At 73.4% G+C, this 17,070-nt stretch carries 18 protein-coding genes; 9 read left to right on the forward strand and 9 right to left on the reverse strand.

From position 1 onward, the window contains the following. The first annotated feature begins 36 nt into the window (after positions 1–36). From K329_RS0113170 to K329_RS0113180, 3 genes are read left to right on the forward strand one after another with little or no spacing between them, the layout of a single operon-like run. Complete coding sequence (locus K329_RS0113170) at positions 37–1,323, forward strand: TetR/AcrR family transcriptional regulator (protein ID WP_028473412.1); 1,287 nt, start codon at positions 37–39, stop codon at positions 1,321–1,323. Positions 1,324–1,344: 21 nt separating this feature from the next. Next, positions 1,345–1,800, forward strand: a complete 456-nt coding sequence (locus K329_RS0113175; protein ID WP_028473413.1) for a PaaI family thioesterase — start codon at positions 1,345–1,347, stop codon at positions 1,798–1,800. 57 nt (positions 1,801–1,857) lie between these two features. Next, entirely contained in the window at positions 1,858–2,799 is a 942-nt protein-coding gene (locus K329_RS0113180) for an NADP-dependent oxidoreductase (RefSeq protein ID WP_028473414.1), read from the forward strand. A 3-nt stretch (positions 2,800–2,802) separates the two neighbouring features. On the opposite strand, the gene K329_RS0113185 is transcribed toward K329_RS0113180, so the two are convergent. Further along, on the reverse strand, positions 2,803–4,005 hold the full coding sequence (locus K329_RS0113185) for a homogentisate 1,2-dioxygenase (RefSeq protein WP_028473415.1): 1,203 nt from the start codon (positions 4,003–4,005) through the stop codon (positions 2,803–2,805). 70 nt (positions 4,006–4,075) lie between these two features. On the opposite strand from K329_RS0113185, the gene K329_RS26690 reads away from it, so the two are divergent. The 3 genes from K329_RS26690 to K329_RS0113200 are packed head-to-tail and all read left to right on the forward strand — an operon-like array spanning position 4,076 to position 6,899. Continuing rightward, a complete protein-coding gene (locus K329_RS26690; RefSeq protein ID WP_211225850.1) occupies positions 4,076–5,011 on the forward strand; it encodes a serine/threonine-protein kinase in 936 nt (311 codons plus the stop codon). Beyond that, complete coding sequence (gene fahA / locus K329_RS0113195) at positions 5,008–6,210, forward strand: fumarylacetoacetase (RefSeq protein ID WP_028473416.1); 1,203 nt, start codon at positions 5,008–5,010, stop codon at positions 6,208–6,210. Before K329_RS26690 ends, fahA begins: the two co-directional genes overlap by 4 nt. Beyond that, positions 6,207–6,899 (forward strand): IclR family transcriptional regulator, encoded by a 693-nt coding sequence (locus K329_RS0113200; protein WP_028473417.1) that lies wholly within the window; start codon positions 6,207–6,209, stop codon positions 6,897–6,899. The genes fahA and K329_RS0113200 overlap by 4 nt, the downstream gene beginning before the upstream one ends. 15 nt (positions 6,900–6,914) lie before the next feature. Here K329_RS0113200 and hppD read toward each other — a convergent pair whose 3' ends face one another. From hppD to K329_RS26695, 6 genes are all read right to left on the reverse strand, one after another. Then, positions 6,915–8,120 (reverse strand): 4-hydroxyphenylpyruvate dioxygenase, encoded by a 1,206-nt coding sequence (gene hppD / locus K329_RS0113205; RefSeq protein ID WP_028473418.1) that lies wholly within the window; start codon positions 8,118–8,120, stop codon positions 6,915–6,917. Between the two features lie 144 nt (positions 8,121–8,264). Beyond that, positions 8,265–9,587: an MFS transporter gene (locus K329_RS0113210; RefSeq protein WP_028473419.1), complete on the reverse strand. Its 1,323-nt coding sequence runs from the start codon at positions 9,585–9,587 to the stop codon at positions 8,265–8,267. Between the two features lie 48 nt (positions 9,588–9,635). Further along, positions 9,636–11,093 carry an FAD-dependent oxidoreductase gene (locus K329_RS0113215; protein ID WP_028473420.1) on the reverse strand — a complete coding sequence of 486 codons (1,458 nt, stop codon included), beginning with the start codon at positions 11,091–11,093 and terminating at the stop codon, positions 9,636–9,638. Next, the gene (locus K329_RS0113220; protein WP_028473421.1) at positions 11,093–11,872 is read right to left on the reverse strand and encodes an SDR family NAD(P)-dependent oxidoreductase; all 780 of its coding nucleotides are present in this window, start codon (positions 11,870–11,872) and stop codon (positions 11,093–11,095) included. The genes K329_RS0113215 and K329_RS0113220 overlap by 1 nt, the downstream gene beginning before the upstream one ends. Next, on the reverse strand, positions 11,865–12,692 hold the full coding sequence (locus tag K329_RS0113225; protein ID WP_028473422.1) for an SDR family NAD(P)-dependent oxidoreductase: 828 nt from the start codon (positions 12,690–12,692) through the stop codon (positions 11,865–11,867). The genes K329_RS0113220 and K329_RS0113225 overlap by 8 nt, the downstream gene beginning before the upstream one ends. Beyond that, on the reverse strand, positions 12,689–13,159 hold the full coding sequence (locus tag K329_RS26695) for a nuclear transport factor 2 family protein (protein WP_052336845.1): 471 nt from the start codon (positions 13,157–13,159) through the stop codon (positions 12,689–12,691). The genes K329_RS0113225 and K329_RS26695 overlap by 4 nt, the downstream gene beginning before the upstream one ends. 141 nt (positions 13,160–13,300) lie before the next feature. Between K329_RS26695 and K329_RS0113235 the strand changes: the two genes are divergently transcribed. After that, complete coding sequence (locus K329_RS0113235) at positions 13,301–13,993, forward strand: IclR family transcriptional regulator (RefSeq protein WP_028473423.1); 693 nt, start codon at positions 13,301–13,303, stop codon at positions 13,991–13,993. On the opposite strand, the gene K329_RS26700 is transcribed toward K329_RS0113235, so the two are convergent. Then, positions 13,953–14,798, reverse strand: coding sequence for an IclR family transcriptional regulator (locus K329_RS26700; RefSeq protein WP_245596551.1), 846 nt, complete (start codon positions 14,796–14,798; stop codon positions 13,953–13,955). The two genes, K329_RS0113235 and K329_RS26700, sit on opposite strands and share 41 nt — an antisense overlap. 139 nt (positions 14,799–14,937) lie before the next feature. Between K329_RS26700 and K329_RS0113245 the strand changes: the two genes are divergently transcribed. Together K329_RS0113245 and K329_RS0113250 are read left to right on the forward strand one after the other, a co-directional pair. Continuing rightward, positions 14,938–15,744 (forward strand): CoA transferase subunit A, encoded by an 807-nt coding sequence (locus tag K329_RS0113245; RefSeq protein ID WP_028473424.1) that lies wholly within the window; start codon positions 14,938–14,940, stop codon positions 15,742–15,744. A 1-nt stretch (position 15,745) separates the two neighbouring features. Further along, positions 15,746–16,378, forward strand: a complete 633-nt coding sequence (locus K329_RS0113250; RefSeq protein WP_028473425.1) for a 3-oxoacid CoA-transferase subunit B — start codon at positions 15,746–15,748, stop codon at positions 16,376–16,378. Here the strand turns inward: K329_RS0113250 and K329_RS29615 are convergent. Next, positions 16,326–17,036: a helix-hairpin-helix domain-containing protein gene (locus tag K329_RS29615; protein ID WP_157571719.1), complete on the reverse strand. Its 711-nt coding sequence runs from the start codon at positions 17,034–17,036 to the stop codon at positions 16,326–16,328. The two genes, K329_RS0113250 and K329_RS29615, sit on opposite strands and share 53 nt — an antisense overlap. Between the last annotated feature and the right edge of the window lie 34 nt (positions 17,037–17,070).

Genomic DNA, 17,070 nt, shown 5'->3' on the forward strand with positions numbered 1-17,070 from the left:
CGGCGAACAGCGTTCGCCTCTGGCTACGATTGCGCCGTGCCTGCCCCGCGTCGTCGTCGCCCGCGTCGGCACGACGGCACCAGCCAGGCCGAGCACGCGGTCTTCGACGCCACCGAGAAGCTGATGGTCTCGAAGACGTTCGCCGACATCACCGTGGCCGACATCCTCACCCAGGCCGGCATGTCGCGCGCGAACTTCTACCACTACTTCGCCTCCAAGTACGACGTGCTGGCGGCGCTGCTGCTGAGGCTGGGCAACGAGGCGGCCGAGTTGGCGCGCACGCGCATCGTCTCGCCGGACCGCATCTCGACCCAGCTGGTCGAGACCGTGATGACGCAGTCGCTCGAGCTCTGGCGGGCGCACGGCACCGTGCTCTGCGCCGCCTCGGAGTGGGCGCACGAGATCGAGGAGATCGGCGCCGCCTGGGCCGACATGCGTCGACGTTTCGTCGAGCCGATGACCGAGCACCTCCGGCGCGACCGCGCCGCGGCCGGCCTCCCCGACCACGGCGACGACGCGACGGTCGCCACCCTGCTGGCGTGCGGCATCGAGCGCACCCTCTACGTGACCCTGCGGGGCATCGAGCCGCGGCTGCCGTCGTCCGAGGACGCCTTCGCCACCATCCGCCGGCTCGCCGAGGTCGCGTCCGACACGGACTTCCACGCCCACCTCCCCGCGCGGCCCGCCGCGGAGCCGGCGCCCCCGGCGGTGCGCCGGGATCCGTCCGCCGCCGCGGCGGCCGCGACCGACCAGGTCATCCTCGACGCGCTCGCCGAGCTCCTGCTCGACCTCCCGATCCAGGACGTCAGCGTCGCGCGCATCCTCGAGCAGGCCCGCGTCTCACGCGCCACCTTCTACTTCTACTTCGCGAGCAAGGACGACGCGTTCCTCGCCCTCTACCAGCAGATGTCGGAGCGGCTGGTCGGTGACTTCGTCACCGTCGCGGACCCCGCCGCGGGCCGTCCGGCCTCCTCGACCGACCTCGTGCGCCCCTGGCTGACGCTGGACGCCGCGGCGCTCGCCGTCTTCCGCAACGCCGTGCACGAGTGGACCCGGCACCCCGTCCTCCGCGACGCCTACCTGGAGCACGCCCGCACCATGACGCAGACCATCGAGGACGCGCTCCGGGCGGGTCGCGAGTCCGGCGTCGTGCCCGAGGGCCCGGCCGCCGAGCAGGTCGCGGCCACGATCCTGTGGACCGTCGAGCGGGGCATCGCCGGCGCGCTCGTGGGCGAGGAGCACCTGGAGGACCTCACCCGGGTGGCCGACGTGGTCGGCTCCCTCGTCGGCGCCGCGGTCCTGCAGGACCCGCCCGGGCACTGACCGACCTGGCAGGGTGCAGCCATGTCGACCAGCCTCCAGCAGCGCTACTTCCCCGACCTGCCGTGCTTCGGGTGCGGCCCGGCCAACGTCAAGGGCCTGCAGCTGCAGAGCCACCTCGACGACGAGGGCACGGTCGTCGCTGCCTTCACCCCTCGCCCCGAGCACGACAACGGGCTCGGGTTCCTCAACGGCGGCATCATCGCCACGGTCCTCGACTGCCACTCCGCGGCGGCCGTGACGCACACGGCGTACACGCGCGGCTGGCCGGCCGACGACGGCATCCCGCTCCCCTACGTGACCGCGGGGCTCGACGTCCGCTACCTGCGACCGACGCCGCTCGACGCGACCCTCACCCTGCGGGCGGAGATCCTCGAGGCCTCCGAGGCCCGGATGACCGCGCGGGTGCACGTCGAGCACGGCGGCAAGGTGCGCGCCGAGGCGGAGGCGGTCTGGAAGCGCTGGCGGAAGCGGGCCTGATCCGACGAGGTGCTGTCGCGCCCCGGCCGCCTTGGTCCCCGAGATAGACAAGACGCCATGCGAGCCATCGGAGTGCAGACCTACGGCGGACCCGACCAGCTGACGCAGGTCGACCTCCCCGACGAGCCCCTCGGCCCGGGCCAGGTGCGCGTGCGCGTCCGGGCGGCGGCCGTCAGCCCGACCGACACCCTGGTGCGCTCGGGGGCGCGGGCGGAGGGCACGACGGCACCGGACGTCGCCGACGTGCCCGGCATGGACGTGGCGGGCACGCTCCTCGAGGTCGGTCCCGGGACCGGCACGGCCCTGGCCCCCGGCGACCGCGTCATGGGGATCGTCGTGCCGTCCGGCCAGCACGGCGCCTACCGCGACGAGGTCGTGCTGCCGGTCGGGTCGGTGGCGGCCGCACCCGCCGGCAGCTCCGACGCCGAGGCGTCGACGCTCCCCATGAACGGGCTGACCGCCCGCCTCGCGCTCGACCGCCTCGCCCTGGCACCGGGACAGGTGCTCGCCGTGACGGGAGCCGCGGGCGCGTTCGGCGGGTACGTCGTGCAGCTCGCCAAGGCCGACGGGCTCGTCGTCGTCGCGGACGCCTCCGAGGCCGACGAGCAGCTCGTGCGCGACCTGGGGGCCGACGACGTCGTACGTCGGGGCGAGGGCTTCGCGGACGCGGTGCGCGCCCTGCACCCCGGGGGCGTGGACGGCCTGGCCGACGGCGCCCTGCTGGCGGAGGCCGCCGTGCCGGCCGTCAGGGACGGCGGCGCGGTCGCCACCATCCGGGGGTGGACCGGCGACGGCGACGACCGCCTGCGCTACCACCCGGTGATGGTGCGCGACGTGGCCGAGGACCAGGCGGCCCTCGACCGGTTGCGCCAGCAGGCCGAGGACGGTGTCGTCACGCTCCGGGTGGCCGACGTGCTCCCGGCGACCGAGGCCGCCGAGGCGCACCGCCGCCTCGAGGCCGGCGGGGTGCGCGGGCGCCTGGTGCTCGACCTCAGCTGAGGCTCAGACCGAGCGGCCCGCCCACGTCCAGGCGTAGGTGCCGTCGTCGGACGCCGTGCCGGCCTCGCCGAGCTCGAGCGGGCGGAAGGTGTCGACCATGACGGCGGACTCCTCGAAGTACTCGGCGCCCAGCGACGCCTCGATCGCGGCGGGCTGCGGGCCGTGGGCGTGGCCGCCCGGGTGCAGCGAGACAGAGCCGATCCCGATGCCCGATCCCTTGCGCGCCTCGTAGTCGCCGCCGACGTAGAACATGACCTCGTCGCTGTCGACGTTGGAGTGGTAGTACGGCACCGGTACCGCGAGCGGGTGGTAGTCGACCTTGCGGGGCAGGAAGTTGCAGATCACGAAGTTCTGGGCCTCGAAGACCTGGTGCACCGGCGGCGGCTGGTGGATCTTGCCCGTGATCGGCATGTAGTCGTCGATGTTGAACGTGTAGGGGTAGAGGCAGCCGTCCCAGCCCACCACGTCGAACGGGTGGGTGTCGTAGACCATCCGGGTGCCGACGACGCCGCCGGGACCGTTGCCCCGGTGCTTCACGAGCACCTCGACGTCGGTGCCCTCGGCGACGTGCACCTCGCTCGGCCCGTGGAGGTCGCGCTCGCAGTACGGCGCGTGCTCGAGCAGCTGGCCGTACTTCGAGAGGTAGCGCTTCGGCGGCGCCACGTGGCTGTTGGCCTCGATCGGGTAGAGCCGGCTCGGCCCGTCGGTCGTGTCGGGCACCCACCGGTGGGTGGTCGCGCGCGGGACGACCACGTAGTCGCCCGTGCGGTAGGGCAGCACCCCGAAGACCGTCTCGACCACGCCGGCGCCGGACTCGACGTACACGCACTCGTCGCCGATCGCGTTGCGGTAGTACGGCGACACCGCGGCCGTCACGACGTACGAGAGGCGCACGTCGGCGTTGCCGAGCACGAGGCGGCGTCCGGTGACGGCGTCCACGGCCGGTGCGTCCTCGACCGAGAAGAGGTCGTGCAGCTTCAGGTGGCGCGGCTTGAGGGGGTGGTTGGCGACGGTGCCCTGGTCGGGCAGGTCCCAGATCTCGCTCGCGACGATCGCCGACGGCACGCCCCGGTGGTAGAGCAGCGAGGAGTCGGACGAGAAGCCCTCCTCCCCCATCAGCTCCTCGTAGAAGAGCCGACCGTCCGCGTCGCGGAACTGCGTGTGCCGCTTCTGGGGGACGGTGCCGACCTGCCGGTAGTACGCCATGGACCTGCCTTTGTTCGATATCAGAACGACCGTGTTCTTATTTCGAAGATACTGCGCTAGCCTGCGGGGCGTGTCAATCCCCGCCACGCTCCCGCCCGCGATCCCCCCCGCGTTCCGCGCCCTCGTCGACGACGCCGCGGTCTTCCCCCCGGGCGAGGCACCGCTGCCCGTCGCCGTCGCCGCCCACGCCGACCACCTCCGCTCCGCGCACCGCGACCTCGTCGGCCCCTTCGTCATCGGCGCGGCGGCGCTCCCCGAGGTGGCCCGGCTGGCCACCGCCGACCTGTATCCGGACGCCCCGCTGCGGGTGAGCGTGGTCGTGCCCGCGCCGTCCGCTCTGCCCGACGTGGTCGGCGCCGTGCGTGCCGCCGACCGCCTCGAGCTGGCGGGCCTCGAGGTCAAGCTGGTCGTGGGCACGCCGTACGCCGCGCAGGTCACCGAGGTCGCGCACGCGGTCGGCGACCTGCCGGGCGTGCTGACGTACGTCGAGGTCCCGCGCCCCGGCGACCCCGGCTGGCCGGAGGTCGCCGACGCCGTCGCCGCGCACGGCCTGCGGCTCAAGCTCCGCACGGGCGGCGTCAGCGCCGACCTCTTCCCCACCGAGTGGGAGGTGGCCACCTGGATCAGCGGCGCCGCGGCCCGCCGTACCCCCTTCAAGTGCACGGCCGGCCTCCACCACGCCGTGCGGCACACCGCCGCGGGCACCGGCTTCGAGCACCACGGCTACCTCAACGTGCTGCTCGCCGCCGTGCGGGCGGGCGAGGGCGCCGGGGCCGACGCCGTCGAGGCCGCGCTCGGCGAGCGCGACGCCGCCGCGCTGGCGGCCGAGGTGGCGACCACGCCGCCCGACCGGCTGGTGCGCGCCCGGGCCGCCTTCGCCTCCTACGGCTCCTGCTCGGTCACCGAGCCCTACGACGACCTGGCCGCGCTCGGCCTGCTGACCCCCGTCCCCGCCCGTCCCGCTTCCGCCCGTCCCGCCCCCGTTCGTCCCGAGGAGATCCGATGACCCCCACCACCTGGGTGCCGCACGCCGCCGGAAGCGGCCACGACGTCGACCACCTGCCCTACGGCGTCTTCACCACCAGCGACGAGCCGCCGCGGGTCGGCACCCGGATCGGCGACCACGTGCTCGACCTGGCCGCGGCCGCACGGGCGACCGCGCCGTCGTACGTCGCGCTGCTCGACGCCGCGTCGCTCAACCCCCTCATGGCGGCCGGCCCGGAGACCTGGTCCGCGGTGCGCGCCTGGGTGACCGACCTGCTGCTCGACCCCGCGCAGGAGGCGGCGCTGAGCCTGCTGCCGGTCGACGACGTGACGCTGCGCCTGCCGTTCGAGGTGGGTGACTACGTGGACTACTACGCCTCCGAGCACCACGCCACGAACGTCGGGCGCATCTTCCGGCCCGACGGCGACGCGCTGCTGCCGAACTGGAAGCACCTGCCCGTCGGCTACCACGGTCGCAGCGGTTCGGTCGTCGTCTCCGGCACCGCGATCCACCGCCCCGCGGGCCAGCGCAAGGCCCCCACCGAGGACGCCCCCACCTTCGGGCCGTGCCTGCGCCTCGACATCGAGGCCGAGCTCGGGTTCGTCGTGGGCCGCGCGCTCCCGTTCGGGGAGCGCGCCTCGACCGCCGACTTCGCGACCACCGTCTTCGGCGTCACGGGCGTCAACGACTGGTCGGCGCGCGACATCCAGGCGTGGGAGTACGTGCCGCTGGGGCCCAACCTGGCGAAGTCGTTCGCGACCACGGTCGGGGCCTGGGTGACGCCGCTGGCGGCGCTCGAGGCCGCGCGCGTGCCGCTGCCCGGCCAGGAGCCGGCCGTGCTGCCCTACCTGCAGGAGGAGGGTCCGGGCGGGTACGACGTGGAGGTCGAGGTCGAGCTGAACGGCACCGTCGTCGCGCGCCCGCCGTACCGGACCATGTACTGGTCGCCCGCCCAGATGCTGGCGCACCTCACCGTCAACGGCGCGTCGCTGCGGGTCGGCGACCTCTACGCCTCGGGCACGATCTCCGGGCCCGAGAAGGACCAGCGGGGGTCGTTCCTCGAGCTGTCGTGGGGCGGCCGCGAGCCGTTCGCCGTCGGTGACGCCGAGCGCACGTTCCTCGAGGACGGCGACGAGGTCGTGCTGCGCTACTCGGCGCCGACCGCGACCGGCCGGCTCACGCTCGGCGAGGTGCGAGGCACTATCCTGCCGACCCGATGACACCCGCGGACCCCGAGCAGCCCGGTGACGGCTCCCAGACGCTCGAGCGCGGCCTCGCGGTGCTCGTCGAGCTGGGCCGCCACGCCGAGGGACTGACCATCAGCCAGGTGGCCGCCGCGTGCGGCCTGCACCGGTCGATCACCCGCCGGCTCCTGGTCTCGCTGGACCGCACGGGGTTCGCCGCGAAGGACGGGACCGGTCGCTACCGCGTGGGCCCCACGGCCGCGGAGCTCGGGGCGCTGGCCCAGCCGCGGCTGCGGGAGGCCGCCGAGCCCGTCCTGCACGCGCTCGCGCGCGAGGTGGGCGCGACGGCCTGCCTCGTGGAGGCGTCCGGGGACGCGGCGGTGACGACGCTGGTCGCCGAGCCCCCCGTCGACGGGCCGCGGTTCTCCTACCGGCTCGGCAACCGGGACCCCCTCGACCGTGGGGCCGGGGGGCTCGCGGTGCTGGCCTCCGGCGCTCCGGTGGCCGGCGAGCCCGAGCGCATCGCGACGATCCGCGCGGCGGGGTACGTCGCGACGTACGCCGAGCTCAACCCCGGTGCCTACGGCCTCGCCGCTCCCCTGCCCGGCTGGGGCGTGCGGGCGGCGGTCTACGTCGTGACCTCCGAGCCCGACCTGGTGACGACCGCGGTCGAGCCGCTGCTGCGCGCGGCGGGCGAGATCGCCGCCGGCCGCGGCCGTCCCTGAGGCTCCGCTCGGCGCTCAGAAGTTGCCGCGCCGCTCCTGCTCGCGCTCGATGGCCTGGAAGAGCGCCTTGAAGTTGCCCTTGCCGAACCCGAGCGAGCCGTGGCGCTCGATCAGCTCGAAGAACACGGTCGGCCGGTCGCCGACGGGCTTCGTGAAGATCTGCAGCAGGTAGCCGTCCTCGTCGCGGTCGACGAGGATGCCGCGCGACTGCAGCTCCTCGATCGGCACCCGCACCTCCCCGATCCGCTCCCGCAGCTCGGGGTCCTCGTAGTAGGAGTCGGGGGTCATGAGGAACTCGATGCCCTCCGCACGCAGCGCGTCGACCGAGGCGAGGATGTCGCTCGTGGCGAGCGCGAGGTGCTGCGCGCCGGGGCCGCCGTAGAAGTCGAGGTACTCGTCGATCTGCGACCGCTTCCTGCCCGCCGCCGGCTCGTTGAGCGGGAACTTGACCCGGTGGTTGCCGTTGGCGACGACCTTGCTCATCAGCGCGGAGTAGTCGGTGGCGATGTCGTCGCCGATGAACTCGGCCATGTTCGTGAAGCCCATGACGCGGCGGTAGAAGTCGACCCACTCGTCCATGCGCCCCAGCTCGACGTTGCCGACCACGTGGTCGAGGGCCTCGAAGACGCGCCGCGGCGCGCCGGGGCGCCGCTCGTACGACGACGTCCGCGCGACGTACCCCGGCAGGTAGGGCCCGGAGTAGCGGGAGCGGTCGACCAGGGTGTGGCGGGTCTCGCCGTACGTCGCGATGGCCGAGACCCGGACGGTGCCGTGCTCGTCGGAGACGTCGTGCGGCTCGTCGAGCACGGTCGCGCCCTGGGTGCGGGCGTGGGCGACGCACCTGTCGACGTCGGGCACCTCGAGGGCGATGTCGACGATGCCGTCGCCGTGCCGCGCGTGGTGGGCGGCGACGGGGCTCTCGGCGTGCACGGCGCCGGTGATCACGAAGCGCACCGCGCCGCTGCGCAGCACGAACGCCACGTGGTCGCGGTTGCCGGTCTCCGGACCGGAGTAGGCCTCGAGCTCCATGCCGTAGGCGGAGCGGAAGAAGTGGGCGCTCTGGGTGGCGTTGCCGACGGCCCAGACGACGGCGTCCCAGCCGGTGACGGGGAAAGGGTCGGTGTCGGGGTCGTGCTCCACGAGGCCGACGAGCCGACGGAGGGTGTCGAGGTCGAGCTCGGCGAGGCGTTCGTCCTGGGTGAGGGTGTCCTGGAGGGTCATACGGGTGTCCTTTCGACGCGTGGGGTGGGTGCGTGACTCCACGGCCGAGACTATGACGCACGTCACATCGACGCGAGCCGGGGTACGACGACGGCGCCGCCCCCGAGGTGGGGACGGCGCCGCGGCGGGCCGAGCGTGACCGGCTCAGAGCGTGTCGGTCACCGCGGCGGGCGACTGCTTCGCCGGCTTCACGAAGATGAGCAGCACGATGGCGAGGCTCATGCAGACGGCCGGGAAGATCATGCTGAAGATGACGTCGCCGGCGACCGAGGTCTTGCCGATCACGAACGGGCCGAAGAAGCCACCGGCGGCCGCGATCGAGTTGATGACGGCGAGGCCGACGGCGGTCTGCGCACGGGTGAGCGCCTCGCTGGCCAGGGCCCAGAACGGGCCGAGGTAGGAGAAGACGCCGATCGCGAGCAGGCAGAGGCCGATCAGTCCCATGGCCGGGGTCTCGCGGAAGACCATGGTGACGACGAGGCCGAGCACGGCGACGGCGAGCGTCGTCATGACGATCGGCTTGCGGTTGCCGAGCACGTCGGAGTAGCGGGCCACCAGCAGCATGGCGATCGCGCCGCAGACGTACGGGATCGCGCCGACGAGACCGATGTTCGTCGAGGAGTAGCCCGGGTTGAGCTGGGCGACGATCTGCGGCAGGAAGAAGGTCATGCCGTAGAGGCCGACGGCGTACAGCAGGTTGATGAAGGCCAGGTAGAGGATGCGCGGGTTCTTCATCGCGTCGAGCTCGACCGACATGTGCCCGTCGTCCTCGGCCTGGTACTCGCTGCTGATCTCGTTCTCGAGCCAGGCGGCCTCCTCCTTCGTGAGCCAGCGCGCCTTGTTGGGGCGGTCGGCCAGGTAGAAGAGCACCCACACGCCGAGCAGCACGGGCGGCAGGCCCTGCAGGATGAACACCCACTGCCAGGAGTTGAGCCCGAACCACTCGACGTGGTCGAGGATCAGGCCGGCCGAGACGCTGCCGACGAGGAGCGCGATCGGCTGCGCCAGCGAGAAGCCGGCGATGCCGCGGCTGCGGTCCTGGGTGCGGAACCAGAAGGTCATGTAGAGCAGCAGGCCCGGGAAGAGCCCGGCCTCGGCGACGCCGAGCGCGATGCGCGCGATGTAGAGCTGCGTGACGTTCTGCACGAAGCCCGTGAGGATCGTGATGATGCCCCAGGTGATGGCGATGCGCGCCAGCCAGAGCCGCGCCCCAACCTTCTTCATGATGATGTTGCTGGGCACCTCGAGCACCGTGTAGGCCACGAAGAAGATCGCGGCGACGGTGCCGTACGTCGCGAGGCTGATGCCGAGGTCGGTCGACATCTCGAGCTGCGCGTAGCCGATGGCGGCCCGGTCCATGTAGTTGAACATGTAGAGCAGGAACGCGGCCGGCAGGATCGAGCGCTTGACCTTCGACAGGACGCTCTCGGCGTCGACGGTGGAGGCCGACGGCTGGGTGGTGGACATGGATGTGCTCCCGATGCGTGACGTGGGACGGAGAGGAGTGTGCCGGGGTCAGGCGCGGATCGCCGCAGCGGCGGCGTTCTGTCCGGCCAGGCGCCCGATGGTGAGCGCGTTGGCGATGGCGTTGCCGCCGCCGACGTAGCGGTTCCCGAGGACCCCGCCGCCCGCTTCACCGGCGGCGAAGAGGCCCGGGATCGGCCGGGCCCCGTGGTCGAGCACCGACGCCGAGGTGTCGATCTCGAGGCCCGCGTGGGTGCACACCAGCTCGGCGGGCAGCACGCAGGTCGCGTAGAAGGGCGCCGCGGCGATCGGCGCCAGGGGCGCGGTGACGCCCTTGGCCGCCAGCGTCCGGTCACGCTGGAAGTCGATGTCGCTGCCGTGCGGCAGCTGGTCGTTCCACCGCTCGACGGTGGCGACGAGGTGGTCGGCGGGTACGCCGATCGCGGCCGCCAGCGACACGAGGTCGTCGGCGCGCGTCACCTGGCCGGTGTCGACGAGCGCGGTGACCCGCTCGGCGTCCCAGTCGGCGTAGCCGTCGGGCAGGGCCACGCGCGCGGCCTCGTCGAAGACCATCCAGGTGGGTCCGCCCTGGGCGTCGATGAGCCCGCCGGACACGGCGTAGCTGGCGTCCTCGTCCATGAACCGGAGTCCCTGGCCGTTGACGTGCACGCGCGACGGCGGCGGGAAGCCGGCCTGCCAGTGGTGGTGGCGCACGAACTCGGCGGTCGGGAGCATGAGGCCCCACCCGTCGCCCGCGATGCCGGCGCCGACCTGCGCGCCGTACGCGATGTGGTCGCCGCGCGAGCCCTCCGCCGCTACGACGAAGAGCGACTCCCCCGCCCGCAGCGCGTCGGGGAACCAGCGCTCGACGAGCTCGGGGTTCTGCGCGAGCCCGCCGGTGGCGACGACGACCGCGCCCGCGGTGAGCTCGACCCCGTCGGCGACGACGCCGGCGACCCGGCTGACGCCGCCGTCGTCGACGACCAGCAGCCGCTCGACCCGGGTGTGGAGCACCGCGTCGATGCCGTGCGCCTTGCGGGCGCGGTCGAGCACCTGCACGAGGCCGTAGCCCTGGTCCTTCGGCACGTGGCCGCGCCAGACGTCCTCGACGCCGGCCCGGCTCAGTCCGGGCTGGTGGGCGTTGCCGGAGATCTGCGCGGGCACCTCGAGACCGAGCTCGAGCATCCACTCGAAGGTCGGGCCCGCGAGCTCGCAGAACCGGCGCACGAGACCCGGCTTGAGCAGCCACTGGTTGAGGTCCATGTAGTGCTGGAAGTAGCGGTCGACGGAGTCCTCGACCCCGAGCTCCTTCTGCACGCTCGTGCCGGCGGCGGTGAAGAGGCCGGCCGAGAGCGCGGTGGAGCCGCCGAGCTCCCCCTCCGACTCGAAGAGGATCACGGACGCGCCCCGCTCGGCCGCCGAGACGGCGGCGGCCAGGCCGGCGCCCCCGCCGCCGATGACGACGACGTCGTAGTCGTGCTCGCCCCGGGTGTGGTTGTCGGTGGCCATCAGAGGTCGCCCTCCATCTCGGTGAGGATGCGGTGGTAGGTGCCGTTGGAGACGAGCGCGCCGTCGACGTTGAGCTCGCCGCCCGACATGTACGACGAGCCCTCGCCCAGCAGGAACGCCACGACGGCGGTGACCTCGTCGGGCCGGCCCATGCGGCCGAACGGGATGCTCGCGACGGCGCTCGTCACGAAGCCGTCGGAGCCGGAGAGCAGCGGCGTCCCCACGAGGCCGGGGTGCACCGAGTTGACCCGGATGCCCCACCCCGCGAGCTCGCCCGCCGCGCTCTTCGTGAGCCCGCGCAGGGCCCACTTCGACGTCGAGTACGACGGGGAGAAGTAGCCGATCTGCCCCGCGATCGAGGAGATGTTCACGATCGAGCCGCCACCCGAGTCGCGCATCAGGGGGGCGCACGCCTGGATGCCGAAGAAGGGGCCGTCGAGGTTGATCGCCATGACCTGGCGCCACACGTCGTGCGTGGTGTCCATGAAGCGGAGGCGCCGCGAGACCCCGGCGTTGTTGACGAGACCGTGGAGCGCGCCGTACGTCGTGCGCACCCCGGCGACGACCGACTCCCACCGCGCGGGGTCGGTGACGTCGAGCTCGACCGCGCTCGCACGCCCGCCGTCGGCGAGGATCTGCTCGACCACGGGGGTGGCGTCGGCGACGTCGGCGAGCACGACGCTCCAGCCGTCGGCCGCGAGGGTGCGCGCGTGCTGCGCACCCATCCCGCCGGCGGCGCCGGTGACGAGGACGACCCGGTCGGTCGGGTGGTCAGACATGCCGCGAGCCGCCGTCGACGGCCAGGATGTGGCCGGTCACGTAGCGGGCGGAGTCGGAGAGCAGGAAGAGCATCGGTCCGACGATCTCCTCGGGCGAGCCGAGGCGGTGGAGCGGGATCGCGTCGAGCGCCTTCGCGAGCGCCGGCGGGTCGTCCTGCACCCAGCGGGTCATCTCGGTGTCGACGAAGCCGGGGGCGATCGCGTTCACGCGGATGCCCTGGTCGCCGAGCTCGACCGCGAGGCATTCGGTGAGGTGGGCGACGGCGGCCTTCGACGAGCAGTACGCCGCACGCCCGCGCCGCACGCGCACCGCCGCCACGCTGGCCATGTTGACGATCGACCCGCCGGGGGCCATCACCGACGCCGCGGCCTGGGCGCCGTACAGGACACCCTCGACGTTGATCGACAGCGTGGCCTGCATCTGCGCGGGCGAGATGTCGGCGACGGGGGCCTCGGGGAAGATGCCGGCGTTGTTGATCCAGAGGTCGACCCGGCCGAAGCGGTCGACGGCGGTCTGGGCGACCGCCTGCTGGGCGTCGCGGTCGCGCACGTCGACGACGGTGCCGACGACCTCGCCCGCGCCGGTGACGTCGCCGTTCTCGAGGCGGAGCGCGGAGGCGGCCTCGTCCATGAGGGTGCCGTCGATGTCGGCGCCGACGACGTGGACGCCGCGGCGGGCGAGGGCGGCGGCGAAGCGCGCGCCCATGCCGCGGCCGGCGCCGGTGACGACGGCGACCTTGTCGCGCAGGTCGGGGTGGTCGACGGCCATGAGGGCGCCCTGGACGCGTCCGGGGTGGTCGGTGGGCTCGACGAGGGTCATGCGTCACTTCCTTCTGCGGGGGCTGCGGGGGCTGCGGGGGTGGCGGGCTGGTCGTCCCGGACGACGTCGCGGCGGGCGACCCGCCACGTTCCGTCCGCGCGGACGAGCTGGTCGGTGAGCGTGGTGAGCCGCACGAGGCGGCTCTCGCCGGCGGCCGGGGTGGCCACGATCTGGAGGTAGGCGTGCGCGACCAGGTGGTCGACGTCGGCCCCGGGAAGCACGTCGACGTTCGTCACGACGTGGCGCGAGACCGTCGCGGTGGCCTCGCCCTGGGCGGCGTACCGCTGCGCGAAGGCGACGAGCTCGTCGGTGCCGACCGCGGGGGCCGGGTAGGACGGCGAGGCGAAGACGCCGTCCGGCGTGAACGTCGCGGCCCACCCCCGGGCGTCGCCGGTGTCGATGAGACGCGACTGCCGGGCGTAGAGCCGCAGGGCCTGGAACGCCGCGAGGTCGGGGACCTCCTGCATCGCTGCTCCTTCTCATTCGTGATGACCGTGTGTGCGTTATTCGCACGCTCCGTGCGAATAAAGCACGCATAGTTAGCCACGTCACGTGACGCACGTCAACCCGTCGCTCCCACCACGTCGGCCGCCCGCGACAATCGGCGGATGAGCGAACGCAGCGGGGAGACCGCGGGCCTGAGCAAGACCCTCGACGCCGGGCTCCGCGTGCTGGAGCTGCTCGCGACGCACCCCGACGGGCTGACCATCACCGAGGTCGCGGACGGCATCGGGGTGCACCGCACCGTGGCCCACCGCTTCGTGCGCACCCTCGAGGCCCACCGGCTCGTCCGGCGCGACAAGGACCGCCGCTACCACCTCGGCGCCGGGCTCGTGCCGCTCGCCGAGCCCGTGGAGCGCGACCTGCGGGCGCTCGCGCTGCCCCTGCTCGAGGAGCTGGCCGACGAGGTCGCGGCCACCGCGCACCTGGTCGTGCAGGAGGGGGCGGAGCACGTGCGCGCCCTGCTGGTCGTCGAGCCGCGCCGGGCCGACGTGCACGTGGCCTTCCGGGCGGGCCAGCTGGACTCGATCGACCGCGGCTCGGCCGGGATGGCGATCCTCGCCGCCCTGCCGGAGCAGGACGGGGAGCGACCGGAGGTGACCCGTGCCCGCGCGCAGGGCTACGCGGTGAGCTTCTCCGAGGTCGTGCCGTCGGTGCACGGGGTCTCCGCGCCGGTGCCCGCGCTGCGCGACGGGGCGGCGATGAGCGTCGGCGTCTCGGTGTTCGACCTCGCAGCCGAGGTCGAGCTCGGCCGGGCCGTCACGTCGGCGGCGGAGCGGCTCGCCCGGGCCCTGCGCTGACGGGCCCTGCGCTGACGGGCCCTGCGCTGACGGGCCCTGCGCTGACGGGCGCTCCCCCCAGCCTGGCCCCCAGCGCGTGGGCCTCGCGCAGCAGGAGCGGCCCGAGCTCGGCGCGCCGGGCCGGCTCGAAGCGCGTCGCGATGCCGGTGATCGTGAGGGCCCACTCGGGGCGGCCGCGGGTGTCGAAGACCGCGGCGGCCATGCCCCAGCTGCCCTCGACGATGAGGCCGGGGTTGGTGGCGTAGCCGTCGGCCCGCGTGGCCGCGATCCGCTCGCGCAGGCGGTCCGGGGCGTGGCTGGCGCCGTACGCCGGGACGAGGTCGGCGCGCGCGAGGTAGTCGTCCACCTCGCGGTCGGGCAGGTGGGCCAGCACGACGAGCCCGGCCGAGACGACGCCGAGCGGGAAGCGGACGCCCTCGGCGAGCACGAAGGAGCGGATCGGGAAGGCGCCGTCCTCGCGCAGCAGGCAGACGGTCTCCTCACCGCGGCGGGCCGAGAAGAACGCGCTCTCGCCCGTGGCCTCGGCGAGCCGTCGCAGGTGGGGGTGGGCCAGCTCGGTCACGTCGTACCGGCGGGCCGCCGCCGTGCCGAGCACGAACAGCTCGGGGCCGAGGAACCAGCGGCCGGACTCGGTGTCGCGGTCGACGAAGCCCTCGTCGTGGAGAGCCGCCAGCAGGCGGTGGACCGTGGGCCGGGGCAGGTCGACGGAGCGGGCCAGGTCGGCGGTGCGCACGCCGAGGTCGTGCTGGGAGAGCGCGCGCAGGACGGTCGCCGTACGCCCCACCATGCCGCTCTGCTCGCTCACGCCCGTCATCGTAGACGTTCACCCAGCGGACGCCCTGACCGCTCACCGATCGCCGGGTGAGCACTCTCCGCGGGCTCCTTGACCCCTCGGGGAGGCGGGCGTCGAATCGGTCGCGGACGTCGTCGAACGAGGGAGAGACATGGACAAGGTGGTCCTTTCGGCCGCGGACGCGGTCGCCGACATCGGGTCGGGGTCGAGCATCGCGGTCGGTGGTTTCGGGCTGTGCGGCATCCCGACCGTGCTCATCGAGGCGCTGCTCGCGACGGGCGTCGACGACCTGGAGGCGTTCAGCAACAACGCCGGCGTCGACGACGCGGGCCTCGGCCTGCTGCTCGGCGCGCACCGCCTGCGGCGGATGGTCGCGTCGTACGTCGGTGAGAACAAGGAGTTCGCGCGGCAGTACCTCTCCGGCGAGCTCGAGGTCGAGCTGACGCCGCAGGGCACGCTCGCGGAGCGGATGCGGGCCGGCGGCTCGGGCATCCCCGCGTTCTTCACCGCCACCGGGGTCGGCACGCAGGTCGCGGACGGCGGGCTGCCCTGGCGCTACGACGCCGACGGCAACGTCGTGAAGGCCTCCCCCGCCAAGCAGACGCAGGTGTTCGAGACGCGCGACGGCGAGCGCGAGTTCGTGCTCGAGGAGGCGATCGTCGCCGACTTCGGCCTCGTGCGCGCCCGCAAGGGCGACCGCCACGGCAACCTCGTCTTCCAGCGCTCGGCCCGCAACTTCAACCCCCTCGCTGCGATGTGCGGACGCATCACCATCGCGGAGGTCGAGGAGCTCGTCGAGCCCGGCGAGCTGGACCCCGACGAGATCCACACGCCCGGCGTCTTCGTGCACCGCGTCGTGCCGCTCACCCCCGAGCAGGCCGCGACCAAGCGCATCGAGAAGCGCACCGTGCGGCCCGCCGCCCCGACCACCACCGCGACCAGCGACCAGGAGGCCTGACATGAGCTGGACCCACGACGAGATGGCCGCCCGCGCCGCCCGGGAGCTCAGCGACGGCTCCTACGTGAACCTGGGCATCGGCCTGCCGACGCGCGTGCCGAGCTTCGTGCCGGACGACGTCGAGCTGGTGCTGCAGTCGGAGAACGGGGTGCTCGGCGTCGGCGCCTACCCGGTCGACGGCGAGGAGGACCCGGACCTCATCAACGCCGGCAAGGAGACCGTGACCGTGCGGCGCGGGGCGTCGTACTTCGACTCGGCGACCAGCTTCGGCATGATCCGCGGCGGCAAGGTCGACGCGGCCATCCTCGGGGCCATGCAGGTCTCGGCCGGCGGTGACATCGCCAACTGGATGATCCCCGGCAAGATGGTGAAGGGCATGGGCGGCGCCATGGACCTCGTGCACGGGGCCGCGAAGGTGGTCGTGCTGATGGAGCACGTGGCGCGCGACGGGTCCTACAAGATCGTCGACGAGTGCTCGCTGCCCTACACGGGCCGCGGCGTCGTGCAGCGGATCATCACCGACCTGGGCGTCATCGACGTCACCCCCGACGGGCTCGTGCTCGTCGAGCTGGCGCCGGACGTCACCGAGGCCGAGATCCGCGAGAAGACGGAGCCCCCGCTGCGCGTGGGATGAACACCAGCCAGTCGCGCACGCGGTCGGTGACGTAGGGGTCGAGGTCGGCGGTGACGAGCAGGTCGTCGTACGACGCGAACTCACCGACCTGCGTGCGCACCTCGACGATCCGGCGGCTGACCTCGTCGGGCAGCCCGGCGAAGTGGCAGAGCATCCCGACCGTCGCCTGGTTGACGTCCACGACGCCGCCGTCGGGGAACTCGCGGTAGGGCAGGTCGGGGCGTCCGATGACGAGCCCGCGCGCCAGCTGCGGGTCGGTCGCGACGATGCGGTGCGCCTCGGCGCGGGCCGCGGAGTGGTCCTGGTGGGCGGCGATGGCGAGCGCCTGGCGGTGGCGGAGCTCGACGCCGCGGGGGTCGGGGGCCGGGTTGCCGGAGAAGACCCAGTGGCGGATCGCGAGAGCGTGGGCGGCGCCGACGATGAACTGGATCGCGATCCCCGAGCTGAAGAGAGTCGCCTGGAGCCCACCGGCGTCCCGGTCCACCACGACCATCGTCACCAGGACGGCAACGTACGCGGTGGCGGCCAGGGCCTGCAGCAGGCTGCGCTTCTTGACGGCCGCGTGGACCATCACCATCGGGGTGCCGATCCCGAGGGTGTACAGCGGGGCGAGGGCCCAGAACCAGCTGGCGACGGGACGTTCGACGGGAGCGCGCACGGAGGCCAGCGTGCCCAGCCCGGCGGTTCCGCAC

This window comes from Nocardioides alkalitolerans DSM 16699, from assembly GCF_000426525.1.
GTDB classification, from domain to species: Bacteria; Actinomycetota; Actinomycetes; order Propionibacteriales; family Nocardioidaceae; genus Nocardioides; species Nocardioides alkalitolerans.